The 25,217-nt window shown below is 66.3% G+C and carries 22 protein-coding genes; 7 read left to right on the top strand and 15 right to left on the bottom strand.

Going from position 1 to position 25,217, the window contains the following annotated elements; all coding sequences use genetic code 11:
* The first annotated feature begins 53 nt into the window (after nt 1-53).
* A complete protein-coding gene (locus WFK98_RS14435) occupies nt 54-419 on the top strand; it encodes a winged helix-turn-helix domain-containing protein (RefSeq protein ID WP_336800717.1) in 366 nt (121 codons plus the stop codon).
* 3 nt (nt 420-422) lie between these two features.
* Here WFK98_RS14435 and WFK98_RS14430 read toward each other — a convergent pair whose 3' ends face one another.
* From WFK98_RS14430 to WFK98_RS14410, 5 genes are all read right to left on the bottom strand, one after another.
* A complete protein-coding gene (locus tag WFK98_RS14430; protein WP_336800716.1) occupies nt 423-1,667 on the bottom strand; it encodes an NAD(P)/FAD-dependent oxidoreductase in 1,245 nt (414 codons plus the stop codon).
* Between the two features lie 76 nt (nt 1,668-1,743).
* Nucleotides 1,744-2,571: a lytic murein transglycosylase gene (locus tag WFK98_RS14425; protein WP_266340709.1), complete on the bottom strand. Its 828-nt coding sequence runs from the start codon at nt 2,569-2,571 to the stop codon at nt 1,744-1,746.
* 164 nt (nt 2,572-2,735) lie between these two features.
* On the bottom strand, nt 2,736-3,248 hold the full coding sequence (locus WFK98_RS14420) for a YaiI/YqxD family protein (RefSeq protein ID WP_266340708.1): 513 nt from the start codon (nt 3,246-3,248) through the stop codon (nt 2,736-2,738).
* 296 nt (nt 3,249-3,544) lie between these two features.
* Nucleotides 3,545-4,849 (bottom strand): lytic murein transglycosylase, encoded by a 1,305-nt coding sequence (locus tag WFK98_RS14415; RefSeq protein ID WP_336800715.1) that lies wholly within the window; start codon nt 4,847-4,849, stop codon nt 3,545-3,547.
* Between the two features lie 3 nt (nt 4,850-4,852).
* The gene (locus WFK98_RS14410; protein ID WP_266340706.1) at nt 4,853-5,647 is read right to left on the bottom strand and encodes a DUF1194 domain-containing protein; all 795 of its coding nucleotides are present in this window, start codon (nt 5,645-5,647) and stop codon (nt 4,853-4,855) included.
* Between the two features lie 173 nt (nt 5,648-5,820).
* Here WFK98_RS14410 and WFK98_RS14405 point away from each other — a divergent pair, with 173 nt between their 5' ends.
* Nucleotides 5,821-7,338 (top strand): DHA2 family efflux MFS transporter permease subunit, encoded by a 1,518-nt coding sequence (locus WFK98_RS14405; protein ID WP_336800714.1) that lies wholly within the window; start codon nt 5,821-5,823, stop codon nt 7,336-7,338.
* Here the strand turns inward: WFK98_RS14405 and WFK98_RS14400 are convergent.
* The 3 genes from WFK98_RS14400 to WFK98_RS14390 form a co-directional block, all read right to left on the bottom strand.
* On the bottom strand, nt 7,222-9,147 hold the full coding sequence (locus tag WFK98_RS14400) for a diguanylate cyclase (protein WP_336800713.1): 1,926 nt from the start codon (nt 9,145-9,147) through the stop codon (nt 7,222-7,224). The genes WFK98_RS14405 and WFK98_RS14400 overlap by 117 nt on opposite strands.
* A gap of 181 nt (nt 9,148-9,328) precedes the next feature.
* Entirely contained in the window at nt 9,329-11,392 is a 2,064-nt protein-coding gene (locus WFK98_RS14395) for an elongation factor G (protein WP_336800712.1), read from the bottom strand.
* A gap of 216 nt (nt 11,393-11,608) precedes the next feature.
* On the bottom strand, nt 11,609-12,124 hold the full coding sequence (locus WFK98_RS14390) for a DUF992 domain-containing protein (protein ID WP_442907415.1): 516 nt from the start codon (nt 12,122-12,124) through the stop codon (nt 11,609-11,611).
* A 232-nt stretch (nt 12,125-12,356) separates the two neighbouring features.
* Between WFK98_RS14390 and WFK98_RS14385 the strand changes: the two genes are divergently transcribed.
* Nucleotides 12,357-13,325, top strand: coding sequence for a magnesium transporter CorA family protein (locus WFK98_RS14385; RefSeq protein ID WP_336800711.1), 969 nt, complete (start codon nt 12,357-12,359; stop codon nt 13,323-13,325).
* 18 nt (nt 13,326-13,343) lie between these two features.
* On the opposite strand, the gene WFK98_RS14380 is transcribed toward WFK98_RS14385, so the two are convergent.
* The 3 genes from WFK98_RS14380 to WFK98_RS14370 all read right to left on the bottom strand — a co-directional run bounded on the left by WFK98_RS14380 (nt 13,344) and on the right by WFK98_RS14370 (nt 16,627).
* On the bottom strand, nt 13,344-14,786 hold the full coding sequence (locus WFK98_RS14380) for a phospholipase D-like domain-containing protein (protein WP_266340700.1): 1,443 nt from the start codon (nt 14,784-14,786) through the stop codon (nt 13,344-13,346).
* Nucleotides 14,787-14,822: 36 nt separating this feature from the next.
* Nucleotides 14,823-15,227 (bottom strand): VOC family protein, encoded by a 405-nt coding sequence (locus WFK98_RS14375; RefSeq protein ID WP_336800710.1) that lies wholly within the window; start codon nt 15,225-15,227, stop codon nt 14,823-14,825.
* A 197-nt stretch (nt 15,228-15,424) separates the two neighbouring features.
* The gene (locus WFK98_RS14370; RefSeq protein WP_336800709.1) at nt 15,425-16,627 is read right to left on the bottom strand and encodes a pyridoxal phosphate-dependent aminotransferase; all 1,203 of its coding nucleotides are present in this window, start codon (nt 16,625-16,627) and stop codon (nt 15,425-15,427) included.
* A gap of 207 nt (nt 16,628-16,834) precedes the next feature.
* Between WFK98_RS14370 and msrP the strand changes: the two genes are divergently transcribed.
* Complete coding sequence (gene msrP / locus WFK98_RS14365) at nt 16,835-17,806, top strand: protein-methionine-sulfoxide reductase catalytic subunit MsrP (RefSeq protein WP_336800708.1); 972 nt, start codon at nt 16,835-16,837, stop codon at nt 17,804-17,806.
* A gap of 467 nt (nt 17,807-18,273) precedes the next feature.
* Here the strand turns inward: msrP and WFK98_RS14360 are convergent, their stop codons facing one another.
* The gene (locus tag WFK98_RS14360; RefSeq protein ID WP_266338649.1) at nt 18,274-19,164 is read right to left on the bottom strand and encodes a LysR family transcriptional regulator; all 891 of its coding nucleotides are present in this window, start codon (nt 19,162-19,164) and stop codon (nt 18,274-18,276) included.
* 43 nt (nt 19,165-19,207) lie between these two features.
* The gene (gene trxB / locus WFK98_RS14355; RefSeq protein WP_266338668.1) at nt 19,208-20,176 is read right to left on the bottom strand and encodes a thioredoxin-disulfide reductase; all 969 of its coding nucleotides are present in this window, start codon (nt 20,174-20,176) and stop codon (nt 19,208-19,210) included.
* A 218-nt stretch (nt 20,177-20,394) separates the two neighbouring features.
* Here trxB and WFK98_RS14350 point away from each other — a divergent pair, with 218 nt between their 5' ends.
* Nucleotides 20,395-20,859, top strand: coding sequence for an Lrp/AsnC family transcriptional regulator (locus WFK98_RS14350; RefSeq protein WP_266338648.1), 465 nt, complete (start codon nt 20,395-20,397; stop codon nt 20,857-20,859).
* A gap of 24 nt (nt 20,860-20,883) precedes the next feature.
* On the opposite strand, the gene WFK98_RS14345 is transcribed toward WFK98_RS14350, so the two are convergent.
* Nucleotides 20,884-21,645, bottom strand: a complete 762-nt coding sequence (locus tag WFK98_RS14345) for a glycosyltransferase family 2 protein (RefSeq protein ID WP_336800707.1) — start codon at nt 21,643-21,645, stop codon at nt 20,884-20,886.
* A gap of 384 nt (nt 21,646-22,029) precedes the next feature.
* Between WFK98_RS14345 and WFK98_RS14340 the strand changes: the two genes are divergently transcribed.
* Entirely contained in the window at nt 22,030-22,983 is a 954-nt protein-coding gene (locus tag WFK98_RS14340) for a hypothetical protein (protein ID WP_336800706.1), read from the top strand.
* Nucleotides 22,984-23,030: 47 nt separating this feature from the next.
* Here WFK98_RS14340 and WFK98_RS14335 read toward each other — a convergent pair whose 3' ends face one another.
* Nucleotides 23,031-23,759, bottom strand: coding sequence for a glycosyltransferase family 25 protein (locus tag WFK98_RS14335; RefSeq protein ID WP_336800705.1), 729 nt, complete (start codon nt 23,757-23,759; stop codon nt 23,031-23,033).
* 89 nt (nt 23,760-23,848) lie between these two features.
* Here WFK98_RS14335 and WFK98_RS14330 point away from each other — a divergent pair, with 89 nt between their 5' ends.
* Nucleotides 23,849-25,174, top strand: a complete 1,326-nt coding sequence (locus WFK98_RS14330) for a cytochrome P450 (protein WP_336800704.1) — start codon at nt 23,849-23,851, stop codon at nt 25,172-25,174.
* The last annotated feature ends 43 nt before the right edge of the window (nt 25,175-25,217 follow it).

Here is a 25,217-nt window from a genome sequence, read left to right as displayed (position 1 = left end):
GGGATCGGCGCAAGCAAGAATGGGCTCCGATCCAGGAGCCATCCCGAAACCGCATGAAACTTCCCAACCAGATCGAAGGCCTTCGCTTCCGTCTCGTGCTGAAGCCCGGCTTCGCGCTCGGGCCCGGCAAGGCGGACCTGCTCGAGGCGATTGCCGCTACCGGCTCGCTGGCGGCGGCCGGAGCGCGTCTCGCCATGAGCCAGAAGCGCGTCTGGGGGCTGGTCCGCGAGATGAATACGGCGTTTCGCGATCCGCTCGTCGAGACCGAGAAGGGCGGCACGGGCGGCGGCGGCAGCGCGCGTCTGACCGCCACGGGCCGGCTGGTGCTCGACCGCTATCGCGCCATGGAGGCGGAGACCAATGCGGCGATCGCCGCCGGCGTCGCCGAACTGCGCGGCCTGATGCGCGAAGAGGGCTGAGGTTCAGCCCTCGGCAATGCCGAGGCGGGCGAAGATGCCCCGTGCGGCGGCGATGCCGGTGGCGAAGCTCGCCTGCAGCAGATAGCCGCCGGTCGGCGCTTCCCAGTCGATCATCTCGCCAGCGACGAACACGCCCGGCAACCCCTTCAGCATCATGTTTTCGTCGATACCGCTCCAGGCGACGCCGCCGGCGGTCGAGATCGCTCGTTCGAGGCCCTCGGTGCCGGTGAGCCGGATCGGTACGGCTTTGATCAGGGCGGCAAGGGCTTCGGCCTCGGCCGGAAGCATCGGGCCGCCGGCGCCCTCGCGCAGCAGGTTGATCGCCACGGGCGATAGATGCGCTGCCTTGCGCAGCCGGTTGGAAAGCGACTGGCTCGGCTTCTGCGCGGCGATGCGCGCGGCGAGTTCGTCAGCTTTCCGGCCGGGCGCGAGGTCGAACTGGACCGTCGCCGCGCCGTCGCGCGCGATCGCGTCGCGAAGCGGCGCGGACAGGGCGTAGACGACGCCGCCTTCGAGGCCGTAGACCGTGATCATCGCCTCGCCGCGCAGCGTCGTCTCGCCGAAGCGAATGGCGAGCGTCTTCAGGGGATGTCCGGCGAAGCGGCTGCGGAAGATTTCCGACCAGGCGACCCGGAAGCCGACATTGGCGGGGCGGAGCGGCGTCACGTCGACGCCTCGTTCCCAGAGGATATCGGAAAAGGCGCCGTTCGAGCCGAGGCGCGGCCAGCTGGCGCCGCCGAGCGCCAGCAGCGTCGCGTCCGCCTCGACCGTTCCGGTCGTGCCGTCGGCATGGCGGAACATCGGATTCCGGTCGGCGTCGAAGCCCTGCCAGTCGTCGCGCAGGACGAAGCGGACACCGAGCTCGTCGAGCCGGCGCAGCCAGGCGCGCAGCAGCGGGGAGGCTTTCAGCGAGGTCGGGAAGACGCGGCCGCTGGAGCCGACGAAAGTCGGCTGGCCGAGCCCCTCGGCCCAGTCGCGCAGCGCCGAGGGCGGAAACGCCTCGATCAGCGGCCGCAGCCGCTCGCTCGCGGCGCCATAGCGGTTCAGGAAGGCTTCCAGCGGCTCGCTATGGGTCAGGTTGAGGCCGCCCCGGCCGGCCATCAGCAATTTGCGGCCGACGGAGGGCATGCGGTCATGCACCGTGACGGCGAGACCGGCCTTGGCGAGCGTCTCCGCCGCGATCAGCCCGGCAGGGCCGGCGCCGATGATTGTGACGGAACGAGTCGGAGAAGTGGGTTCGTTGGACATCGCCGCGGTTTGTCGGTCGAAACCGCGGCGATCGCAAGGGGGTAGGCGAAGCGTCTGCCGCCTCGCCCGAAGTCGCCTAGCGCTTGCCGACCAGCTTGTCGGCGAAGAGCGCGGCGCTCTTGGCGTAGACGCCGGCCTTGTTCCATTCGCGCAGGACCGCGAAGTTGTGCGAGCCTTCCTCCCAGCTGCCGCCGCGCTGCCAGCCATAGCCCTTCAGGTAGTTGGCGGTGGAGGCGAGCACGTCGACCGGGCTGTTGCGCAGGTCGGCATGGCCGTTGCGGTCGAAATCGACGGCGAAACGGACATAGGAGGAGGGCAGGAACTGGGTCTGGCCGAGCTCGCCCGCCCAGGCGCCCTTCATCTGCGCCGGCGAGAGGTCGCCGCGCTGGACGATCTTCAGCGCGTCCATCAGCTGGTCCTGGAAGAAGTCGGTGCGGCGGCAGTCGAAGGCGAGGGTGGCCAGCGAGCGGAAGGTCGACATGTTGCCGCTGCCGGCGCCGAAATCGGTCTCCATGCCCCAGATCGCGATCAGGATCGGGCCGGGAACGCCAAACTGCTTCTCGATCCGGTCGAGCGTCGAGGCGTAGCGCTGCATCAGCTGCTTGCCCTTGGCGACGCGGGCCGGCGAGACGACGCGCTTCGAATAGACCTCGAAGGGTTGCGAGAAGTGCTTCTGGTTGCGGTCGAGCTTGATGACGCGCGGATCGTAGGTGACGCCCCCGAGCGCCTGCTCGACGACGCCGCGCGAGATGCCGGCGGAAACCGCTTCGGCCTTGAAATCCTGCAACCACGCGCCGAACTGCGCGGGATCCTTGCCGCAGGTCGCAGCTTCGGCCCGTCCCAACCCGACCGCGAGCGCGGCGGAGAGAACCAGGGCCGACAGGCGGAGCTTCGAGGTCTTCATTTTAAGCCTTTGTCTAGTCGGGGGCCGAGAACGATGCGGGCTTGGCAGCACGCGCGAGAGGACACTAAACGCGTGATGGTTACCTAGCGGTTGAAGAGAGGCGAGTGGTGTGATTGCGATCACATTGTGACAGGTTTTTATCGCCTGACACGCCTCCTTTTGCGCTATTTCGCCTTCGTCGCGCCGAAGCCGGCACGTTTAAGCCGGACGATGGCGAGATCGAGCGCGGACAGGAAAGCGGAGCGGTCGCGCGGCGAGAACGGGCGAGGGCCGCCGGTGACGGCGCCGGCCGAGCGCAGGTCCTCCATCAGGTTGCGCGTCGCCAGCACATTGCCAATTGAGGCCTCGGTGAAGGGCTTGCCGTTCGAGCCGATGACGTCGGCGCCGGCCTTGATGCAGCGGTCGGCCAGTGGAATGTCGGCCGTGACGACGATGTCGCCGCGGCCGACGCGCTCGGCGATCCAGTCATCGGCAATGTTGAGCCCGCTCGGCACGAGCACGCGCTCGATCCAGGGCTCGCGCGGGATGCCGATCGGGGTATTGGCGACGACATGGACCTTGAGGCCGTGCCGGCCGGCGACCTTGTAGATCTCGTCCTTCACCGGGCAGGCGTCGGCGTCGACATAGATCTCGATCGGGCGGGGGCCGTCGGGGAGGGTTTCGCTGGAAGCTTGCATGGAACGCTCGAAAAGGAAGAAGGGCCGCCCTTGCGGACGACCCTTCCATTGTCAGACCGCGACCCGGCACGAAGCCGGAGGAAAGCCGGTCACGCGGCGCAAACCTCTGCAAAGAGAGAGATCCGGACCATTGGAACCGACATACGCGGTGAACGACAATGAGACACTAGACCACCTCCTTTCGTTTGTTGATGACATGGTTAACGTAGCGCGTTTCGACCCGATTCGTAAGGGTAGCCGGCAAGGTTCCGTAGCGACGCGCTGCATTTGTCACACTCGGCGGCTCGGGAGCCGGCTCAGCGGATCGAGCGCAGCATGCCGGCATCGGGGAAGCAGGTGGCCCGGCGGCCGTTCGCTTCCTCCCAGGCGCCAATGGCGATCCGCGTCTTGAAGCCGACCAGGCCATCGGCCGTGCCGACATCGACGCCGCGCTTTTCCAGGCGTTCCTGCATGGCGCGGACATCGGAGCGGGTGAAGCCGCCGACATCGCCCCAGGCATTCGCGATCGGCCCGGCGCCGCGCAGCCGGTCGCCCAGATGGCCGATGAACAGCGCGTAGAGATCGGACTCGTTGTAGCTCTTCAGCACGTAGAAGTTCTGCGAGACGATGAAGGCGGGGCCGTGCCTTCCGGCCGGCATCAGCAGGTGGCCGATGCGGTCGGGCGTGCGGCCGGCGAGCTTGCCGCCGCCGACGGGGCGCACGCCCATCGCCTGCCAGGCGGAAAGCGGCTTGCCCTGTTCCGGTCCCTCGAGGCTGCAGGAGACACTCTCCGGCACCTCGACCTCGACGCCCCAATTGACCCCAGGCTGCCAGCCGCTCTGGCGTAGGTAATTGGCGATCGAGGCGAGGCTGTCGGGTACCGAGTTCCAGATGTCGCGCTTGCCGTCGCCGTCGAAATCGACCGCCAGCGTCAGATATTTCGACGGCAGGAACTGCGGCTGGCCGAGCGCGCCGGCCCAGGAGCTGCGCATCTCGTTGAGGCCGATATGGTCGCCGTCGACGATCTGCAGCGCGGCGAGGAATTCGGGATAGAAGCTCGCCTTGCGCGCGCCCATGAAGGCTTCGGTCGCCAGCGCCCGCACGGCCGGATAGGGCATCTTGGCGGCGCCATAGCCGCTTTCGCGGCCCCAGATCGCGACGACGATCGGCGCCGGAACCCCGTAGGTCTTCTCGATCTTGGCGAGCGTCTTCCCCCATTTCGCCAGCAGCGTCCTGCCGCCATTCGCCAGCGTCGCCACCTTCTGCTCGCTGAAATAGCGGGCCGGGCCGGAGAATTCCGCCTGCCGTTGCGGCTCGTCCTTCTTGCGCGGCACGCCGGGCGGGGCAAGGTCAGGCAGCGACCAGTCAAGCGTCAGGCCGGACAGCGCCGCATCGAGGGTCTGGCGCGAGATGCCGCGCTTCTGCGCGTCGGCGCGAACGGTCGTCGCCAGCCAGTTCTGGAACTGCTTTTCGATCCGGGCCTTGTTGGCGGTCTGGGCGGCCGCCGGCAAGGCGGCGAGGAAAAGCAGGCAGAGGCTGAGCAGAATGCGCACGGGATGGGTCACCTGGCCGTTGATGTCGACGGCACCTTGGCGAAGCCGGACGTCCGGCGCAACCTCCATCGCTCAGCGCGGCGCGCGGACAGTCCCGCCCTCGCTGCTCGTGCAATCGGTCCTGGCCTCCTGCGACCGGTCGGCGACCAGGATGACCGGCGGCGGCTGCGCGGCGATTTCGGTGACCAGCTTGCGGCGGATCGCGACCTCGAACTGGTCGACGTCGTGCACGGGAAGGGTGAAGGCGCCGAGGCCGCCGACGACGCAGTCGCGGTAGTAGTCGTCGAGATTGTCGATCTCGAAACTGCTGTCGCTGCGCGGCGGCTTCAGCGTGATCGCCAGTCCGTTGATCGTGATGCCCTGCGCGATTACCGCGTCGCGCGCCGCAAGCACGGGTGGTCCCATATTGTTCGGCCCGTCGCCCGAAATGTCGATCGTTCGCCGCGCGCCGGCATAGCCGTTGTTGTCGAAGAGGGAGGCCGCGAAGGTGAGGCTGCCCGATATCGAGGTTCCGTAGCGTCCGAACACCTCGCCTGGCGAGATGCGGGAGGCGACCGCGTCGGCGCTTTCGGCATCGTCGACCAGGCTCCAGGGTACGATGATCGTCTGCGAGTTGTAGCCGGACCATTCGAAATAGGCGATCGCGATGCGGCCGGTCGGGCCGGACTGGATCGCGGCGATGACGTCCGGATGGTGCAGCGCTGCGACATAGCCCTGCCGCTGCAGGGCCTGTTCGTCGGCATCCATCGAGCGCGAGACGTCTACGGCGAGGATGAGCTCCAGGTCCACGGGGAGGTCCCGCGCCGCGGCGGGGAAGGGCGCCGCCGCCGTCACCAGGGTCGCGATCAGCATTTCGGGAAACCGCATGACGCACCTCGATTGGTTTGGGGGCCCCATCGATCAGGCTAGGGCTCGGCCGTCATGCCTCAAGGGGCAGGCGGCCGCGCCGGATCAATTCCGCGACACCCGAGGGGTGATGGCCGAAGCGGCGAGGCCAAAACTCGGCTACGCTCGCGGGCGTGGAGAGGGTGGAGGCGAGCTTGATCGAAGCCGGCAGAAACCAGGGCGAGGCAGGCGGCGCCGGGGCGCGCGCCTCTGTGCTCGTCGCCACCATCCTCGCCTCCGGCATGGCCTTTATGGACGGCTCGATCATCACGGTCGGCCTGCCGGCGATCCGGGCCAATCTCGGCGCCAGTTTCGACGAGGCGCAATGGACCTCGAACGCCTATACGCTGACGCTCGCCGCGTTCACCCTGCTCGGCGGCGCCGCCGGCGACGCCTATGGCCTGCGCCGCGTCTTCATGCTCGGCATCGCCCTGTTCGGGCTCGCCTCCGCCGCCTGCGGCTTCGCCTGGTCGCCGGAAAGCCTGATCCTCGCCCGCGCCATCCAGGGCGTGGGCGGCGCTCTGATGGTGCCCGGTTCACTGGCGCTGATCTCGGCGCATTATCCGCCCGAGATCCGGGGAAGGGCGATCGGCACCTGGGCCGCTGCTTCGTCGATCGCGCCGGCGATCGGCCCGATCCTCGGCGGCGCGCTGGTCGATCTCGGCTCCTGGCGGGCGCTGTTCCTGATGAACGTGCCGATCGCCGTCGTCGCCTGGCTTGTCTGCCGATACCAGGTGCCGGCGGACCGCAGGGTCGCCGCTATCCGGATGGACTGGATCGGCGGCGCCTGCGCGGTGGTCGGCCTTGGCGTGCTGACCTATGGCCTCACGGAAATAGGCGCCGGCGCGGGCGGCATCCATGTCGAGCTCGCCGCCGGGCTGGCGCTTGCCGGAGCGGCCGTGCTGGTCGTCTTCATCCTCTGGGAGGCGCTCGCGCCGGCGCCGATGATGCCGCTCGGCCTCTTCGCCAGCCGGATGTTCTCCGGTGTCAATGTGCTGACGCTGCTGCTCTATTTCGCGCTGGCCGGGGCGCTGTTCTTCCTGCCGACGGCGCTGATCCAGGCGCACCGCTATCCGGCGGCCCTGGCGGGATCGGTGTTCCTGCCCTTCGTCATCGTGATGGCGCTCTTGTCGCGCTTCGGCGGCGGCCTTTCCGATCGCCTCGGTGTACGGCCCTGCCTGACCGTCGGGCCGATCCTGACGGGCATCAGTTTCCTGCTGCTGGCGCCGGCGGTGTCGGATGGGCGGTTCTGGCCGGCGCTGGTGCCGGTCATGCTGCTGATGGGGCTCGGCATGGGCATCACCGTGGCACCGCTCTCGACGGCGGTGATGAACGCCGCGCCGGAAGCGCGGCGAGGCGCGGCGTCCGGCATCAACAATGCGGTGGCGCGCGTCGCCGGGCTGATCGCGGTGGCAAGCCTCGGCATCGCCGTCAGCCATGGTTTCGACGGCGTACTGGCGGCGGCGGACGGCGACGCGGCCAGGCTGGTGCGGCAGGCAGGCTTCGGCGGCGCGCTGCCGGCGACGGACGGCGTCGACATGGCCGCCCTTCGCTCGCTATGGGAGCAGGCGACGATTGCCGGCTTTTCGGCCATCGCGATGGTCTGCGGCGTCTTCGCCCTGGCCGGTGGCGTAGTCGGCTGGATCTTCACCGGCGGGGCCGGGAAGGGCTGAGGCTGGCTTGCCCCGCCGCGACTGCCCGGACGGGCGGGACGATCCGGCGGTGCGATAGATCGAGCCACCGGCCGCCTTGGCGTCGTAGAGCGCGATATCGGCCATCCGATATGTGGTTTCGAAGTCGGGCGCGCCGTCCGATGCCGGCGCGATGCCGATGCTGGCGCCAGTGGTGACGAGCGAGTCGGCATAGCCGATCGCCTCGGAGATGCGTTCTATCAGCCGCCGCGCCGTGAACTCGGTATCGGCCTGCGGCGCGTCGATCAGAAGCGCGAACTCGTCGCCGCCCAGGCGCGCGGCGACGTCATCCTTGCCGATGCAGGCGCGGATGCGGTCGGCAATGGCGAGCAGGACGTGGTCGCCAAACTGATGGCCAAACCGGTCGTTGATCGGCTTGAACGCGTCGAGATCGATCAGCACGAAGCAGAAGCTGCGCTTCTCGCGGTTCCAGCGCTCGAAGCTCTCGATGAGAGACGTCCGGTTGGCGAGACCCGTCAGGGAATCGTGATGGGCGCGGCGGTCGAGTTCGTCCTGGCGGGCGCGAAGGCGCGAAATGTCCTGCAGCGTGCCGACCGCGCGCAGCGGCCGCCCCTCGGCGTCGCGCTCGACGATGCTTCCGCGATCGAGAACCCAGATCCAGTCGCCATTCTTGTGGCGAAAGCGCTGCTCGATGCTGTAGCGCGGCGTCCGCCCCTCGAGATGATCGGCGATGCGCCGCCGGTTCTCGGTATTGTCGTCAGGATGCCGCAGATGGTCCCAACTGCGCTCATGCGGCTCGATCTCGCCGGGCTCGTAGCCGAGGATCTCGTGCCAACTGTCGCTGAAATAGGTTTCGCCGGTGGCGATGTTCCAGTCCCATACGCCTTCGCCGGATCCGGCCAGCGCATAGCGCAGCCGCTCCTGGCTCTGCTTCAGCGCGCGCGCCGACTTGTGGAGTCCGGCCATGGCCGCCGCGATGAAGAGGGTGGGGAGGGTATTGAGGCTGAGCGACAGCTCGATGCGCTGCAACTGCCAGGCCAGCGGTTGGCTTGAATAGGCGTTCGGCCATTCGCCGGCGATGGTCAGCAGAATGATGAGCAGGGAGAGACAGGATGCCGTGATGGTCGTCGGCGCCTGCCCGAACCGGATCGCGCACCAGAGCAGCGGCGCCGTGAAGAAGCTGATCAGCGACTGGCCGCTCCACCACATGAAGACGACCGCGCCGAGGATGACGGCGACCAAAGCGAGATATTCGAGGCCGCGTGCCCAGGCGCCATGGCGCAGGGTCTGGCGGATCTCGTCGAGCCGTCCCGGCGTCGCAATCGCAAAGAAGGGCGCGAGGACCAGCAGGGCGCTGGTCATGTCGAGCCGCCACAGCATGAAAACGCTGTCGAGAACGGGCACCTGGCGGAACAAGGCGACGCCGACAGCCGCCATCACGGCGTTCGCTACCGTGGCGACCATGAGGATGGCAATCATGGTGACGACGCTGGCGATGCTCTGCAGGCCGGAGCCCAGCAGCCGCGCGCGGTGCGCCGCGATGGTCACGATGGCGATCTCGAGGATGTCGCCGAGCGCGATCCAGGTCCCGAGCGCTCCGGCGCCCGCCAGCTTCTGCAAGACGAAACCGGCCGCCGCGATGCCGGCGAGCACCCATCCCATGCGATGGATTCCGACCGAAAGGATCAGGGCCACCGCCAGTCCGTTGGCGGGCCAGAAGGCGGGGGCGCTGTTGGCGATGCGCATCAGCCATACGCCGAGACCGCCTGCCGTCACATAGAGCAACACGCCGGCGGCGAAGAACATCATGGGAAGAAGGAAGCGCTGCACCACATGCGGCCTGATGGGATCTTCGACAGACCACGCATCGCAGCTATTCGTTGAGGAAGAACGAACAGATGCGATCAACTTGCTTCGTTTTGCGTCATTGTTGGTCGATGCCGGAAACTGGCGTCGATGAAGGCAGGGCCGCGGCGCGGCGGCCCTGCCTTCACTGCTCTCGCGGGCCTTCTCAGGCGGCGCGCGTTCCCTTCCTGTCCGAGACCTGATCAGCCAGGCGTCCGGTCAGTTCGGCGAGATGATCGAAGCGGCTCGAATAGGTGCCGACGCCGGCCGTCGCCGACCGCAATTCGACGATCAGCCCGCGCATCTCCGATTCCGGGATTTCCGCCTCGACGACGTCCCAGCCGGGCCAATCCGGCTTGGCGTCGAAGCCGAGCAACTGGCCCCGGCGCTGCGTCACCATCATGTTGACCCGCGAGCTCGCCTCGGAGGGCACCGTCACCGAGACATGCAGCACCGGTTCGAGCAGGACTGGGCTGCACGCCTCCAGCGCCTCGCGCATGCCGAGCTGCGCCGCCGTGCGAAAGGCCTGATCGGAGGAATCGACGCTGTGATAGGAGCCGTCGGTGAGCTTGACGGCGACGTCGACGACCGGGAAGCCGAGCGGGCCGCGCTTCATCACGTCCTGCACGCCGGCTTCGATGGCCGGAATGTAGTTGCGCGGCACGACGCCGCCGGTGATCGCATCCTCGAACAGGAAGCCGTTGCCGCGGCGCTGCGGGCGGATCTCAAGGACGCAGTCGCCGAACTGGCCGTGGCCGCCGGACTGCTTCTTGTGCCGGCCACGCACCGTCGCCTCGCCGCGGATCGTCTCGCGATAGGGGATGGCGGGCGGCTTCGTCTCGACCTTGAGGCCGTAGCGCGCGGCGAGCCGCTCGAGCGCCACGCGCAGATGCATCTCGCCCTGGCCGGCGAGGCGGATCTCGCTGGCCTCCTCGTCCTGCGAGACACGCAGGGCGGGGCTTTCCTCGGCGAGGCGCAGCAGCGCGGCCGAGAGCTTGGTCTCGTCCTTGCGCTCGGCCGGCGAGACGGCGACGGCGATCACCGCCTCGGGCGCGACGAGCGGCGCGAGCTGCGCGGGCACCTGCTTGCCGGTCGCAAGCGTCATGCCGGTCGCGGCGCCGTCGAGCTTGCCGAGGCCGACGACCTCGCCGGCGGCGGCCGGTTCGCGCTTGTTCACCTGCTGGCCGAAGACGCGCAGCAGGCCGGAGACGCGGCCGACCGAGCCTTCCGGCCCCATCAGCTCGACGCCGTCCTGGATCGTGCCGCGCAGCACGCGAGAGATCGAGAGCTTGCCGGCGTGCCCGGTATGCACGGTCTTCATCACCTGCAGCACCGTCTCGGGGCCATCGCCGAGGCCGAGCCGCCTGACGGTGGCGGCGACATCCGGCGCCTCGTGGCGGATCGCCTTCAGCAAGCGGCCGACGCCATGGCCATGCAGGGCGGAGCCGATCAGCACCGGGCAGACGAGGCCGGCGCGCATGTCGACCACGAGATCCGCCAGCACATGCTCGCGTGACGGCTCGACGTCCTCCAGGAGCTCCTCCATCAGGGAATCGTCATAGTCGGCGAGCTTTTCCAGCATCGCATAGCGTTCGCGCACCTCATTGACGCGGACGTCGTCGGACATGTCGACCAGTTCGCTCGGCGCGTATTCGCGATAGATGAACGCTCGCTCCAGCGCGAGGTCGACGAAGCCGGTAACGATATCGTTCTGGCGGATGGGGATGTGGCGGAGCAGCAGCGGGACGCTGCTCGCCGGCTGCAGCAGCGCCAGCGTCTCGCGGACGCCTTTCTCGCTCTTGTCGATCTTGTTCAGGAAGAGGATGCGCGGAATTTTGAGCGCCTCCAGCCGCCGCAGGATGAGCTGCAGCGCGCCGACCTTCTTCTCGTCGGCCTCGGCGACGACAACGGCGCAGTCGACGGCGGCCAGGACCGCCTCCGCCTCATGCGCGAACTCGACCGAGCCCGGGCAGTCGAGCAGGGCGATTCGTTCGCCCATGAAGCTGGTCTCCGCGACGTTGAGCTCGACGCTCATGGCATGGGCGCGGGCTTCCGCGCCGGCGTCCCCGACCGCGGTGCCGTCGCCGACGAGACCCTGACGGTGAATGGCGCCGGTGCGCGCGAGGATCGCCTCCATCAGCGTCGTCTTGCCGCTGCCGAATGGCCCGATCAGGGCGATCGCCTTGGGGCCGGCGCTTCTGCCGACACCACCTCCGTTCCTGTCCGTCATCGCTTCCTCCGTTCATGAAATGTTCTTGTGGCATTCTCATGTCTTGGACGCGTGGACCGGAGCCAGAGACCCGGCCCGCAAACGGATCGTCTCAGGGAAAGCCGGGCATGGCAAGGCGGTGTGAAAACGCGAATTCGTGTGGCCCGGAAACGACGAAGGCCCGCGCCGATGGCGCGGGCCTTCTGATCCCGAAGGATGAAGCGCGAGAACCAGGTCTTAGTTGACCGGGTCGAGCAGCAGGGCAGCGCCGCCGGCGGCGACGTTCAGGCCGATCTGGCCGGTGGCGCTGATCGGCTGCAGGGCGATCGAGCCGCGAGTGCCGCCGAACAGGACGTTGGTGCCGATGCCGGCGCCGACGGTCGCCTCGGCGGTCGCGCCGAGATAGAGACCGCCAAGCGAGCCGCGGTGGTAGCCGGCGGTCGGAGCGAACACGGCCCAGATCAGGCGGCTCTGGCTGGTGTAGCCGAGGTCGACGCCGAGCTTCTTGATGTTGCCGACGTAATCCTCGGCGCGGCCGCCATTCGGCTTGAACGTGCAGGCGACTTCCTTGGCCGAGGCGATGACGTAGCCGAGGCCCGAATTGATGTCGCAGGTCAGCATGCCGATGCGAATGCCGTTGCGGCCGTCTTCGTAAACCGGGGCGACGATGTCGGCGGCCTTGGCGACACCCATGCCGGCCAGCACGACAGCGGTAGCCGCTGCAATAGACTTAAGGGAAACAAACTTCGCCATAATCAATTTTTCCTTTCGTGTTACGGCCCGGTCTCCCGAGCCGCGATGCGGATTCCGTCGGTGGGGGTTCGGCGGAACCGCGGGTGACGACCGCGCTTGGTCCTACAACGGGCCTTGCAGCGGTTCGATCCCATCGACATAGGACTTAGGTTCGTCATGACAAACGTTTGAGGGCGGCGCAAGTGACAACGCTCACAAGCCTTGCCATTCGGTTAACGCACTGGAGCTTTGCATGCTGACTGCCTACGCGATTTCAGCAACCGGCCTCGCACCGATCTCGATCGACGCGCCGGCGGCCGGCACGTCGGCCGCCTGGCTCGACCTCTTCGCGCCGACTGCCGAGGAAGAGCACGCCGCCGAAGCCTTTCTCGGCGCTTTGGTGCCAACGCGCGAGGAGACTCAGGAGATCGAGTTCTCCAGCCGCTTCTATGTCGAGAACGGCGTCGTGTTCATGACGGCGAGCGTGCTCGCCGGTCTCGACGCCGGTCATCCCGTGCTGACGCCGTTCACCTTTGGCGTCGGAAAGACGAAAATAGTTACCTTGCGCTACGAGGACATGAAGGCGTTTCGCCAGTTCCTCGCCATCGCGCCGAAGCCCGACAGCGGCTGCGGCACCCCGGCCGGCATCTTCAACGGACTGCTCGAGGCCTTCATAGCCCGCACGGCGGACGTGCTCGAGCACATCGCCCAGGCGGTCGACCGCATCAACAGCGAGATCTTCACCCGCAAGGCCAGCGAGCGGATCCGCTCCAAGCGGCTCTCCATCCTGATCGGCGCGATCGGCATGCAGGGCGACCTCGCCTCGAAGGCGCGCGAGAGCCTCTCCTCGCTGGAGCGGCTCGCCCAATATGCCGCCGCCATGCTGCCGGACCTGAAGAACGGCAACAATGCGCGGCTGAAGCTGGCGCTGCGCGACGTGCGCTCGCTCGAGGACCATGTCAATTTCGTCCTGAACAAGATCACCTTCCTGCTCGACGCGACGCTCGGCCTCGTCGCCAACCAGCAGAACCAGGTGGTGAGCGTGCTGACGGTCGCCTCGACCATCCTGATGCCGCCGACGCTGATCGGCACGATCTACGGCATGAACTTCAAGGACATGCCGGAGCTCGGCTGGGGCTTCGGCTATCCGCTGGCGCTGGTGATCATGGTGGTGTCGGCGCTGGTGCCGTTCCTCTATTTCAAGCGGCGCGGCTGGCTATAGCCGAATTGCCGCTCGTGCCTAGAGATAGGGCGTCAGCAGCCGGGTGGCGGCGTCGCGCAGGCGGGTCGGCAGGCGGCGGCGACGCAGTTCCGCCAGCGTGACGGGTCGCCCCTTGGCCTGTTTGTGGTCGATCAGCCGGTCGATCACGTCCGCGAACGCGGCGTCATAAGCCTCGACGTTGAACTCGAAGTTGAGCCGCAGGCTGCGCGCATCCCAATTGGCGCTGCCGAAGAGCGCCCAGGCGCCGTCAACGGTCATCAGCTTGGAGTGGTCGAAGGGCGGCTCGGCACGGCTGATGCGGCAGCCGGAACGGATCAGCGGCGACAGCGAGGCGTTCATCGCCCAGTCCATGTAGGCCTGGTCGGAGATCTCGGGCAGCAGGATTTCGACCGAGACGCCACGCAGCGCTGCCAGCGCCAGCTGCGAATTGATGCGTTCGTCCGGCAGGAAATAGGGCGTGACGATGCGGATGCGCCGCTCGGCGCGGGCGATCGCCGCCGCCATCGTCCACATCAGCTTCTCATTGTCCTCGTCCGGACCGCTGGCAATGCCGCGCGCCGGGATCGAGCCGGCGCCGCCGATTTCCGGGAACCAGGCCGGACCCTCGAGCAGTTCGTTGGCGGTAAACGCCCAGTCCTCGGCGAAGGTCTCCATCAGGTGCGAGACCACCGGGCCCTCGACGCGGAAATGCACGTCCTGCACGGCGCGGTCCATCGGGATGGTGATGTCGCGGTAGAGATTGCCGGCGCTGATGTTCATGCCGCCGGTGAAGCCGTGGCTGCCGTCGACCACCATCACCTTCTTGTGGTTGCGGAGGTTGATGAACGACATCTTCCAGGGCGCGACCTCATGCAGGAAGCGGGCGACCGGGACCTTGGCGGCGAGCAGCCGGTCATAGGCTGGGTTCTTCAGGTATCCGCCGCCGATGCCGTCGAGCAGAACCCGCACGGCGATGCCGCGCCCATGCGCCGCGATCAGCGCGTCGATGATCGGCGCGCCGCCGAGATCGTCATGGAAGATGTAGCCGGAGATGCCGACGCTCGTCGTCGCCGCGTCGATGGCGCGTATCATCTCGGGATAGGCGGCGTGGCCGTCCACCAGAGGCGTGATGCCGTTGCCGGCCAGCAGCGGCCGGCCGGTGATCCGGAGCCCGAACTTCGCCAGGGGCTCCAGATGTTCGTCTTCGCCATGGGCGACGTCGGCCGGGGTCAGCGCGAAGCGCGATTCCGGCGGGTCGATGTCGTCGCCCGGGCTGGAAAGCTTGATCGCCTTGCGACGGACCCGGTTGACGCCGAGCATGACGTAAAGAAGGGCGCCGATATAGGGCGACAGCCAGGCGAGGCCGATCCAGGCGACGGTCGACTGCGGGTTCAGCCGGGTCAGCAGAGCGTGGATCGTCACCGCCGCGGCGAAGACGATGTGCAGGAACGAGAAGAAGAGGGCGAGATGATTGGCCGTCATGGCCTGCCTGACGCTTGAGCGGGGAGGGGACCGCGATCAGGGAGCACCATTGACCTCCACGACGTTGCGGTCGGGGTCGCGCAGGTAGAGCTGCGGGAAACCGGCGGGACCGTCGCGCAGTACGTAGAGGCGCATCGGATCGTTCGCGTCCGGGCCCTCGTGGAAGCCCTGCGCCAGCAGGTGGTCGAGGATGGCGTAGAAGTCGCGCGTGTGGAACGAGAAGTGGACGTCGTTGTTGTCGATCGCCTCGTTGGCGCGATAGGTGCCCTGCGGGTAGAGGATCAGGTGGATCTGCTGGCCATGGCAGTCGAGCCAGGCGCCCTGCGTCCTGAAGGGCGGGCGCGGCAGGCGCTCGAGGCCGAACGCCTTCTGGTAGAAGGCGACCGATCGCTCGAGGTCAGTCACGACGATAGAGACGTGGTGAAGGCGCAGATCAAGCATCGAAGCCGGTTCCCCCGGAGTGGCGCGAAATTCGGCAGGAGGATACGACCTGCGGGAGGTTCTGTCTTCCCGCATGTGCAGCGACGCGCCGAGACGATGCCCGCGGATGGGGAACGCGTCCGGGGGAGGCGACGCGACCGCGCCGTGGCGCGGTCGCGAGGGGTAGAGCAGAGCGGCCGCGGCCGCCCGTCATTGCCTTAGCGAAGGTTGCCGCAGAAGCGCTGGATGCGCGTGCAGGCTTCTTCCAGCGCCTCGGTCGAGGTGGCGTAGGAGATGCGGAAATAGGGCGCCAGGCCGAAGGCCGAGCCCTGCACCACCGCGACGCCTTCCTCTTCCAGCAGCGCCGTGACGAAGTCCTCGTCGGTCTTCAGCAGCTTGCCGCCGGCCGTCGTCTTGCCGAGCGTGCCGGCGCAGGACGGGAACACGTAGAACGCGCCTTCCGGGTTCGGGCAGACGATGCCGTTCGCCTGGTTCAGCATCGAGACGACGAGGTCGCGGCGCTTCTTGAAGATCTCGGCGTTCTTCGGGATGTAGTCCTGCGGGCCGTTCAGCGCCTCGACCGCCGCCCACTGCGAGATCGAGGACGGGTTCGAGGTCGACTGCGACTGGATCGTGCCGATCGCCTTGATCAGCTCGACCGGGCCGCCGGCATAGCCGATGCGCCAACCGGTCATGGCATAGGCCTTCGAGACGCCGTTCACCGTCAGCGTGCGGTCATAGAGCTTCGGCTCGACCTCGGCGATGGTCGAGAACTCGAAGCCGTCGAAGACGAGGTGCTCGTACATGTCGTCGGTCATGATCCAGACCTGCGGATACTTGAGCAGCACGTCGGCGAGCGCCCGCAGCTCGGTGCGCGTATAGCCCGCGCCCGAGGGGTTCGACGGCGAGTTCAGGATCAGCCACTTGGTCTTCGGCGTGATCGCGGCTTCGAGCGCCTCCGGGCCGATCTTGAAGCCGCTCGACTGCGGGCCGACGATCTCGACCGGCGTACCGCCGCCGAGCGCCACGATCTCCGGGTAGGACACCCAGTAAGGCGCCGGGATGATGACCTCGTCGCCGGGGTTCAGCGTCGCCATCAGCGCGTTGTAGAGCACCTGCTTGCCGCCCGTGCCGACCGTGATCTGGTTCGGGGCGTAGGTCAGGTTGTTCTCGCGCTTGAACTTGGCGGAGATCGCCGCCTTCAGCTCCGGAATGCCGTCGACGGCGGTGTACTTCGTCTTGCCCTCGCGGATCGCCGCGATCGCGGCTTCCTTGATGTTCTCCGGCGTGTCGAAGTCGGGCTCGCCGGCGCCGAGCCCGATGACGTCGCGACCGGCCGCTTTCAACTCGCGCGCCTTGTTCGTGACCGCGATGGTCGCGGACGGCTTGATGCGGGCGAGGCTATCGGCGAGGAAGGCCATTTGGGGCTCCGAAGGTGGAAAGAAGAGGGGTTTGTGCGGCGCGGAAACTAGTCTGGGAGGCGCGGGATGGCAAGGGAAGATGACTATCGCCTCCGGCTTCCTCGCCGCCGCCAGGAGCCCCGGCATCCACGTCAAAGTGATTTGACCTTCGTCTCGGACTTCCTAGTTGTTGGCCCGTGGGGCCAATCCTGAAATCTGGAGAGAACGATGCTCATTCGTCGCAAGCGCGGCTGGGAGATTCCGGAGAACCGCGCGACCCCCGAATCGGTCTTTCTCAGTCGCCGCGAGATCCTGGCCGCGGCCGGCATGGGGGCGATCGGGCTTGCGGCCGGCTCGATGGTGCTGCCCGGCCTCGCCCGCGCCGCCGAAGCCGACCCGAGCGCCGGGCTTTACCCGGCGGCGCGCAATCCGCGCTACAAGATCGAGCGGGACGTGACGCCGGAAAAGATTAACGCGCACTACAACAACTTCTACGAATACAGCACCGACAAGGAGCTCGCCGACGCGGCGCAGGCGCTGAAGATCCGGCCCTGGACGATCCAGTTCGGGGGGCTCGTCGAGAAGGAGAAGACCGTCGGCATCGACGACCTCCTGAAGGCGATGAAGCTGGAGGAGCGGCTCTATCGCCATCGCTGCGTCGAGGCCTGGTCGATGACGGTGCCGTGGACCGGCTTCCCGCTCGCCGATCTCGTCGCCTTCGCCAAGCCGCTCTCGGGCGCGAAATACATCCAGATGGAGACCTTCCTGGATCCGGCGATGGCGCCGGGCCAGAACCAGCCCTTCTATCCCTGGCCCTATGTCGAGGGGCTCACCATGGCCGAGGCGACCAACGAGCTCGCCTTCATGGTGACGGGCGTCTACGGCAAGCCGCTGCTGAAGCAGATGGGCGCGCCGATCCGCCTGCACACGCCCTGGAAATATGGTTTCAAGTCGATCAAATCGATCGTCAAGGTGAGCTTCGTCGAGGAGCGGCCGGTCAATTTCTGGCAGCAGCTGCAATCCTCGGAATACGGCTTCTGGGCCAATGTGAATCCCGAGGTGCCGCATCCGCGCTGGAGCCAGGCGTCGGAGACCGTCATCGGCACGAACGTGCGGGTGCCGACGCAGCTCTTCAATGGCTATGGGGAATTCGTCGCCGGGCTCTACAAGGGGCTGGAGAGCGAAGCGCTCTATATGTGAGCATGCCTGATTTGTAGGCGATATCTGAGATCGGGCGCGCTGTCCGATCTCGAAAGTCGGCTCAGAAAAGAAAAGGCCGGGCACTCTTGCGAGGCCCGGCTAAGTCTTTGTTGCTGCGGCAGGGAAATGCGCAGCAAACACCTTCCAGAGGGGAACAGCTGAGGTCGAGCCCACCGCAGGGAGGAGGGAGCGGCGGCCCAACGCATCAACTGACCCGTATATGGATTGGTCAGGCTGCCTAATCAACCAGCAGACGTGCATCACAGCTATGCATTTCCGGCATAACGCAATGCCGTGTTCGTCTCGACGAGATATCTGCGCCCGAGGCGGGATATTTTGCTGACGATATGGAAAAATATTCCGCTTAGCGCCCTAAATCTGGAACCTTAGGGAAAACATTCAAAATGCCGCGCGGATCTGTCCGGGCATTGTCGCAAAACTGTGCCTGGATTCAGGGCAATGGCGGCTCAGAACTGCCAGTTCTGAGCCTTGGCCAGCATGAAATCGCGGAAAGCCGTCACTCTGGCGGAATTCTTGAGCTCCGACGGATAGCAGAAATAGGTCGGGAAGCTCGGCACCTGTGCCTCCGGCATCAGCTTCACGAGCGAGGAGCCTTCCTCGATCATGTAGTCCGGCAGGATGGCGATGCCCGTGCCGCGTTCGACGGCAGCCTTGATCGCGTAGATGTTGTTGATTCGAACCACCGGCTCGCGCGGGTTGTCCGAGGAACGGCCGGCGATCTCCAGCCAGTTCACGTCGCGGATATTGGGCGGCACCGGCACGCCGAAGGTGACGATGCGGTGGCCTTCGAGGTCGTCGAGCGTCTCGGGCTTGCCGAAGCGGGCGACGTAGTCCTCCGAGGCGTAGACGTGATAGTGCGCCGTGAACAGCCGGCGCTGGATCAGGTCCGGCTGCACCGGCTGGCGCAGGCGGATCGCCACGTCGGCCTGGCGCATGGTCAGGTCCAGCTCCTGGTCGTCGAGGATCAGGTGCAGGTTCAGGTCCGGATGCAGGTCGACGAATTCATTGATGCGCTGGGTCAGCCAGGTCGAGCCGAGCGCCACCGTGGTGGTGATGCGCAGCGTGCCGGTCGGCTTCTCGCGCGAATCCGTCAGGCGGATCTTCACGCCCTCGAGCTTCTGCATCACGTCCTGCGACGTGCGGTAGAGCAGCTCGCCCTGTTCGGACAGGATCAGGCCGCGGGCATGGCGGTGGAAGAGGGGGACGCCGAGATCCTGCTCCAGCGCGCCGACCTGGCGGCTGACGGCCGACTGGCTCATGCCCAGCGCCTCGCCGGCATGGGTGAACGAGCCGGCCTGCGCTGCCGCGTGAAAAATCCTCAGTTTGTCCCAGTCCATGGATGGACAGCCCCCTCCGCAACCACCAGCCCTGTTATCGTTTCTATTCGGCGGCGGCTGCGGTCTCGGTCACAACCGGATTGGCAGCCAGCCAGCGTTCCGCCTCGAGTGCCGCCATGCAGCCCTGACCCGCCGCGGTCACCGCCTGCCGGAACGTCTCGTCCGTCACGTCGCCGGCGGCATAGACGCCGGGAATGCTGGTCGCGGTCGAATCGGGCGCCGTCCAGATATAGCCGGACGGCTTCAGGTCGAGCTGGCCGCGGACGATCTCGACCGCCGGCGCGTGGCCGATCGCCACGAACACGCCATGCGTCTCGCGCTCGCTGACCTCGCCGGTCACCACGTTGCGCAGCTTCACCCCCGTCACCGAAGGCGGGAATCCGGTCTTGCCGACGACCTCGTCGACGACGCTGTCCCAGATCACCTCGACATTGTCGAGGCCGAACAGGCGGTTCTGCAGGATCCGCTCGGCGCGGAAATGGTCGCGGCGGTGGACGATCGTCACCTTTTTCGCGATATGCGCCAGATAGAGCGCTTCCTCGACCGCCGTGTTGCCGCCGCCGACCACGACGACATCCTTGTCGCGGTAGAAGAAGCCGTCACAGGTGGCGCAGGCGGAGACGCCGAAGCCCTTGAACTTCTGCTCGCTGTCGATGCCGAGCCATTTCGCCTGCGCGCCGGTGGCGATCACCAGCGCGTCGGCGGCATAGACCTCGCCCGAATCGCCCTTCAGGATGAAGGGGCGCTGCGACAGGTCCGCCTCGACGATGTGGTCGGACACCATCTTGGTGCCGACATGCTCGGCCTGGGCGCGCATCTGCTCCATGAGCCAGGGGCCCTGGACGACGTCGGCGAAGCCCGGATAGTTCTCGACGTCGGTGGTGATGGTCAATTGCCCGCCGGGCTGGACGCCGGCGATCAGCATCGGCTCCAGCATAGCGCGGGCTGCATAGATGGCGGCGGTGTAGCCGGCGGGGCCGGATCCGACGATGATGAGCTTGGCGTGCTGCATGATGGGCCCAGACATAGTGTCGGGACATCCGCTTTTGAAGGCAGCGTCCCTGGAGGGGTGTGTGGAGCGCATACAGTTGTGCGAGCTATGCGATCCTGTGCGTTCTCGCGAACAATTGTTTCCGAATCAAGGCAATTGGGCCAGACTCGAATATCCGATTGCCGCCCTGCATCCCCGGCTTTCTTTCCTGAAAGAGATACTTTCGCCGTGAGGCCAGCGTGAAAGCCCGTTTAGACGCGATCGACTGGAAGATCCTGAAGGAATTGCAGGCTGACGGTCGCATCACCAATGTCGAGCTGGCGCGCCGCGCCGGCATCTCCGCGCCGCCCTGCCTGCGCCGCATGCGCGCGCTCGAGGAGGCGGGGATCATCGAGGGATACCGCGCGCTGGTCGACGAGGCGGCGCTTGGCTACGACGTCACCGCCTTCGCGATGATCGGGCTGTCCAGCCAGGCGGAGGCCGATCTCGCGGCGTTCGGCGCGCGCGTGCGCGACTGGTCGATCGTGCGCGAATGCTACATGCTCTCGGGCGAGGCGGATTTCATCCTGAAATGCGTCGCCCCGACGCTGAAATCCTTCCAGGCCTTCGTCGAGGAACTGACGGCGGCGGCCAATGTCGCCAGCGTCCGCACGACGCTCACCATCCGCCGCATCAAGGACGAGCCCCTGGTCCCGATCGAGTAGGGGAGCGAGCGCGATCCTCGGTCCCTATGGCTTCCAGCCGGTCGCGGCGTAGCGCCAGAACATCTCCTGCGCGTTTGCGGCCGCGGCCAGGAAGCCCGCGCGGCCATCCAGGAAGCCGCGCTTGATCACGTAGAGCCGGAAGAACAGCCAGACGGCGCGCAGCGCCGCTTTGCCGACGCCGCCCTTTCGGCCGCTCTTTTGCCGTTGCGCGGCGCCGGAGAGCGCATAGCGGCGCTGCTTGTCCAGCACCTCGTCGAAATCGACATAGCTCAGATGCGGCATCTCGGTCGAAAGCTCGCCGACGGCGCCGTCGACGACCAGTCTCTCGTGCACGAGATCCGGGGTGAAGCGGGCGACGTCGCGCCGCGCGAGCCGCAGATGGCGATCGGGATACCAGCCGCCATGGCGCAGCGGCTTGTCCAGGAAAGTGTTGAGGCGATTGACGCGATAGCCGGCCGGTCCATCGGCCGTCGCCAGCGCCGCGCGGATCTCTGTCGCAAGCGCCGGCGGAATCCGTTCGTCGGCGTCGATCGACAGCACCCAGTCGCTGGTGGCTGCATCGAGAGCACGCTGCTTCTGCACTCCGAAACCAGCCCATTCGCTGCGGATCAGAACCCGGCAGCCGGCCGCCTCGGCGATCGTGACCGTCGCGTCCGTCGATCCGCTATCGACGACGACGATCTCGTCGCAGAACGAAAGCGAAGCAAGGCAGGCCGGCAGATCGCGGGCCTCGTTCTTGGTGATGATGATCGCCGATAGCGACGCGACCTGGTTTGCCGAAAGCATGGATGGGTCCTGGGCGAACTCGCGTGGCGATTCCGCCGGCCTTGAAGAGGTGCAGGCCTTTGTGGGGCCTCAGCGCGCCAAGGTAAAGCGGATCGGGGCGCTTTCGGCGGCTGCGCCGGGCGACTTTCCGCCCTTGGGTTCTGTTCATGCGGGCAGGCGAGGTTGTGACCGCCGTCACTGTGGCGGGAGTGTGGCTCGGCTAAGACGCGACCAAAAGATCACGCCGTTGTGAATATTCACTGACGCAGCGGAATTCGGTTGAGCCAGGCGCCGGGTGTTGTGATTAATTTGAGAACAGTTCTACGATTCCGTGGCGGAATTGTCGAAATCCTTAATATACCGTAGGTTGTAATGGCAACCTGTGGTAGTTGGCCATTTGTTATTTTGGCCTTCGATCTTATTAGTTGTTTTTTTGTCTCGGCGGACCGCATGGTGCGATTGTTCGATTGTTTTCTGCTCTTCAATGAACTCGACTTGCTCGAGATCCGGCTGCATGAGATGGCGCCGTTTGTCGACCGTTTTGTTATTGCCGAAGCTACGACTACCTTCTCCGGGCAGCCCAAGCCGCTGCATTTCGAGCTCAATCGGGCGCGTTTCAAGGCTTTTGAAGACAAGATCGTCTACATCGTGGTCGATACCTCGGGCGGGCAGGAGGACGGCTGGGCACGCCGGCGCAAGCAGTGCGACGGATTGCTGGATGGGGTGCGCGATGCTGCGCCGGACGACATCGTCCTGCTCTCCGACCTCGATGAAATCCTGTCGGCCGAGACGCTGCGCCGCCTGAGGGCAGAGCCGCCGCGCGCGCGGGAGGTGCTCTGCTTCGAGCTGAGGATGTTCAACTACTTCCTGAATCTCGAACTGGACGCGTTCTGGTTGCGCAGCGGTCCGCGCGCCGTCCGTCGTGCCGATCTCCGGACCATGGAGCGCCTGCGCAAAGTCTATGGCCCTTCGCCTTCGTGGCGGCACGACATTCCGCGCGCGATCAAGGCGTCGCTGCAGATGCGCCAGATTGTCCGCCGCCGCGTCGTCCGCAATGCGGGCTGGCACTTCTCCTATCTCGGCGGCATCGATGCGATCCGGCGGAAGCTGAAGTCCTATGCCGCCCACAACACCGTGCCGGAAGACTATCTGAATTCGGACAAGCTCGAGCGCCTGCTCTCGGCCGGAATCGCGATCAGCGACATGGGGAGCCGCAGGCTGTTCCATCGCGACCTCGACGAGAGCTTTCCCGCCTATGTGCGGGAGAACCAGGCGTTGTTCGCCCATCTGATCGCGCCGCCGCTGGAGACGCGCCCCGCACCGGCCCGCGCGCAGCGCGTCGCCCTGGGGGCCGCGTAATGCCGGAGGGGGCCAGGCTGCCGTCCCCCGACGTGCCGGATCCGGCCTCAGCGTGGCCAGTGGCGCAGATTGTAGAGCCAGCGAGCGACCAGATCGGTTTGGCGGGTCCATTCCCTGCGGAATTTCGCCTTGCCGCGCCGGCGTTGCCGCCGCTCGCCGATCGCGCCCTCGATCTTGGCGCGGTCCATTTCCTCCAGCCGGTAGGGGAGGATCGCCTTGCTCGCGAGCCCGTGCAGCCAGAAGCGGTCGAGATAGTGATCGACCGGTTCGCTCCAGCGGTCGGCATGGGCGAGGAGGGCGGCGGCCCCATCCGGCGAGAGGCAGTAGCACTGCGTGCCGATCGGTCCGTGCAGGAATCGGACGAGGCGGTAGCCTGATGTCAGTTGTTCCAGATCCCGGGTCTTGCGAGCATGTTTGCCGAACAGGCGGATCAGCCGATGTCGCTCGATGCGCGACGCCGCCAGTTGCAGCACCTCGGCAAAGCCTCGATGAAGCACGACGTCGTCCTCGAAAATCGCCAGGGGCTCGCCGCTTTCGCGGCAGAGCTGCCAGGCGGCATAGTGGCTCGCATAGCACGCGATCTCGGCCGGCTTTAGAGGCGCGCCGTAGCGGGCAAGGCTCGCCGCCTCGTCATAGCGCGACACCGGTATATGCGCGTCCTGGCGGGCGTCGAAGGCATCCAGATAATCGAAGTCGAGCCCCTGGGCTCCGAACTGATCCGCGATCTGGGTCCGCCGCTCTTCCATTCTCGCGAGACTAATGACGACGGATCTCATTCGCTTGGCTCTTCGGCGGTTCGATTTCCGAGTTGTATGAAATATTGATTTGAACAAGTACAGATGATTTACGCAACAGGAGTCTGGTCATGCCCGATAATCACTTGATCGGATTGAGGCGTCTCGGGAAAGAATTGCATCTTCGCCGGGTAACGTTGCAGCATGGATTTCGCGCTGCCTTCAAGGGCAAGCCGCTTCCGCCTGGACGTCTGCGCATTCTCTCCAACACCGCGCTTGCCGATCAGATGCTGCTGATCAAGGAGTCGGAGCGGCTCGGGCCGATCTTCAAGGTCTGGTGGGGCGGGAAGTTCACGACCTGCATCGTGGGGCACGAGATCGGCCGCAAGTTCCTGAACGAGAACGAGGGCAAGACCCGCGCCGCGACGACCGATCTCAGCGACCTGTTCCCGTTCGGGTTCCTGCGGGCGATGGAAGGCGACACGCATCGCAAGTATCGCCGGATCTTCATCGACATCTTCAAGGGACTGAACCTGGCGGATCACGATGCGTTCATGCGGAGCGTGGTCCGCAAGACGTTGGTCGGTCTGTCCCGGATGGAGGGGCCGCTGTCCGCGGCGACCATTACCCACGCCTTCAAGAAGGCGACGACGGAAATCCAGCTGCGGCTCATCCTTGGCGTGAAGCGCGACAGTCCGTTCTACGAGCCGTTGGAGAACGCCTATAACGAATACGCGCCGAACGGGATCTTCCTGGTCGCCAAGGACAAGCACAGGGCAGCCTACAAGCGTCTGCGAACCATTGTCGGGCAGGTCATCGAGAAGGAGCACGGCGAGGGGAAGGACAGTGAAAGTCTGCTTGCCATCGCCTTGGCCAAGGGCGATCCCGACGAGACCGTCATCGGCAATTTAATCCAGATGACCGAGGCGTCGCGCTACGACCTGCACGGCCTCTGGTTCTGGATCATGAACATGCTGTCGCGGGATTCGTCGATCCTTCCCCGCGTTCGCGCGGCGGCGGCGGGGCCGGAACGGCGGGCGCTCGCCCGGTCGATGGCGCAGGAATCGCTGCGCATGGAGCAGAGCGAGTTCATTCATCGCGCCACCACCCGCGACATCGTGTTCAACGGCTTCTTCTTTCCCAAGGACACGCGCGTGCGGATCTGCGTCTGGGAAGGGCATCGCGACGCGAACAAGTTCGTCCAGCCATCGACCTTCGACCCGACCCGCTTCCTCGGCGAGAAGCAGTCGATGGATGCCTACGCGCCCTTCGGCATGGACAAGCACCGCTGCCTCGGCGGCGACTGGACCATCGAGACGAGCGCCGTCTTCATCGAGGAACTCGCCGCCACCCTGGACTGGGAGGTCGTCGCGGATGGTCCGCCAGTTCGCGGCGTGTTCCACTTCGAGCCGAGCAGCGCCTTCAGCGCCAGGCTGAAGCTGCTGGAGGACGCGTGATCCGACCGGCGGCCCGTTCTTGAAACACGCATATCCATCCGAC

The sequence above is a fragment of the Kaistia sp. MMO-174 genome (assembly GCF_037147815.1).
In the GTDB taxonomy this organism is placed as follows: Bacteria; Pseudomonadota; Alphaproteobacteria; order Rhizobiales; family Kaistiaceae; genus Kaistia; species Kaistia nematophila.
Note: the sequence above shows the minus strand (reverse complement) of the source record. Positions and strands in the feature narration are given on the sequence as shown.

What these genes read in the sequence shown, in the direction of transcription:
- WFK98_RS14360 (WP_266338649.1), bottom strand. Translation starts at nt 19,164, where the DNA reads ATGGACTGGGACAAACTGAGGATTTTTCACGCGGCAGCGCAGGCCGGC.
- WFK98_RS14375 (WP_336800710.1), bottom strand. Translation starts at nt 15,227, where the DNA reads ATGCTTGATCTGCGCCTTCACCACGTCTCTATCGTCGTGACTGACCTC.
- WFK98_RS14330 (WP_336800704.1), top strand. Translation starts at nt 23,849, where the DNA reads ATGCCCGATAATCACTTGATCGGATTGAGGCGTCTCGGGAAAGAATTG.
- WFK98_RS14380 (WP_266340700.1), bottom strand. Translation starts at nt 14,786, where the DNA reads ATGACGGCCAATCATCTCGCCCTCTTCTTCTCGTTCCTGCACATCGTC.
- WFK98_RS14415 (WP_336800715.1), bottom strand. Translation starts at nt 4,849, where the DNA reads ATGGAGGTTGCGCCGGACGTCCGGCTTCGCCAAGGTGCCGTCGACATC.
- WFK98_RS14420 (WP_266340708.1), bottom strand. Translation starts at nt 3,248, where the DNA reads ATGCAAGCTTCCAGCGAAACCCTCCCCGACGGCCCCCGCCCGATCGAG.
- WFK98_RS14395 (WP_336800712.1), bottom strand. Translation starts at nt 11,392, where the DNA reads ATGACGGACAGGAACGGAGGTGGTGTCGGCAGAAGCGCCGGCCCCAAG.
- msrP (WP_336800708.1), top strand. Translation starts at nt 16,835, where the DNA reads ATGCTCATTCGTCGCAAGCGCGGCTGGGAGATTCCGGAGAACCGCGCG.
- WFK98_RS14430 (WP_336800716.1), bottom strand. Translation starts at nt 1,667, where the DNA reads ATGTCCAACGAACCCACTTCTCCGACTCGTTCCGTCACAATCATCGGC.
- trxB (WP_266338668.1), bottom strand. Translation starts at nt 20,176, where the DNA reads ATGCAGCACGCCAAGCTCATCATCGTCGGATCCGGCCCCGCCGGCTAC.
- WFK98_RS14370 (WP_336800709.1), bottom strand. Translation starts at nt 16,627, where the DNA reads ATGGCCTTCCTCGCCGATAGCCTCGCCCGCATCAAGCCGTCCGCGACC.
- WFK98_RS14435 (WP_336800717.1), top strand. Translation starts at nt 54, where the DNA reads ATGAAACTTCCCAACCAGATCGAAGGCCTTCGCTTCCGTCTCGTGCTG.
- WFK98_RS14385 (WP_336800711.1), top strand. Translation starts at nt 12,357, where the DNA reads ATGCTGACTGCCTACGCGATTTCAGCAACCGGCCTCGCACCGATCTCG.
- WFK98_RS14425 (WP_266340709.1), bottom strand. Translation starts at nt 2,571, where the DNA reads ATGAAGACCTCGAAGCTCCGCCTGTCGGCCCTGGTTCTCTCCGCCGCG.
- WFK98_RS14335 (WP_336800705.1), bottom strand. Translation starts at nt 23,759, where the DNA reads ATGAGATCCGTCGTCATTAGTCTCGCGAGAATGGAAGAGCGGCGGACC.
- WFK98_RS14345 (WP_336800707.1), bottom strand. Translation starts at nt 21,645, where the DNA reads ATGCTTTCGGCAAACCAGGTCGCGTCGCTATCGGCGATCATCATCACC.
- WFK98_RS14410 (WP_266340706.1), bottom strand. Translation starts at nt 5,647, where the DNA reads ATGCGGTTTCCCGAAATGCTGATCGCGACCCTGGTGACGGCGGCGGCG.
- WFK98_RS14390 (WP_442907415.1), bottom strand. Translation starts at nt 12,124, where the DNA reads ATGGCGAAGTTTGTTTCCCTTAAGTCTATTGCAGCGGCTACCGCTGTC.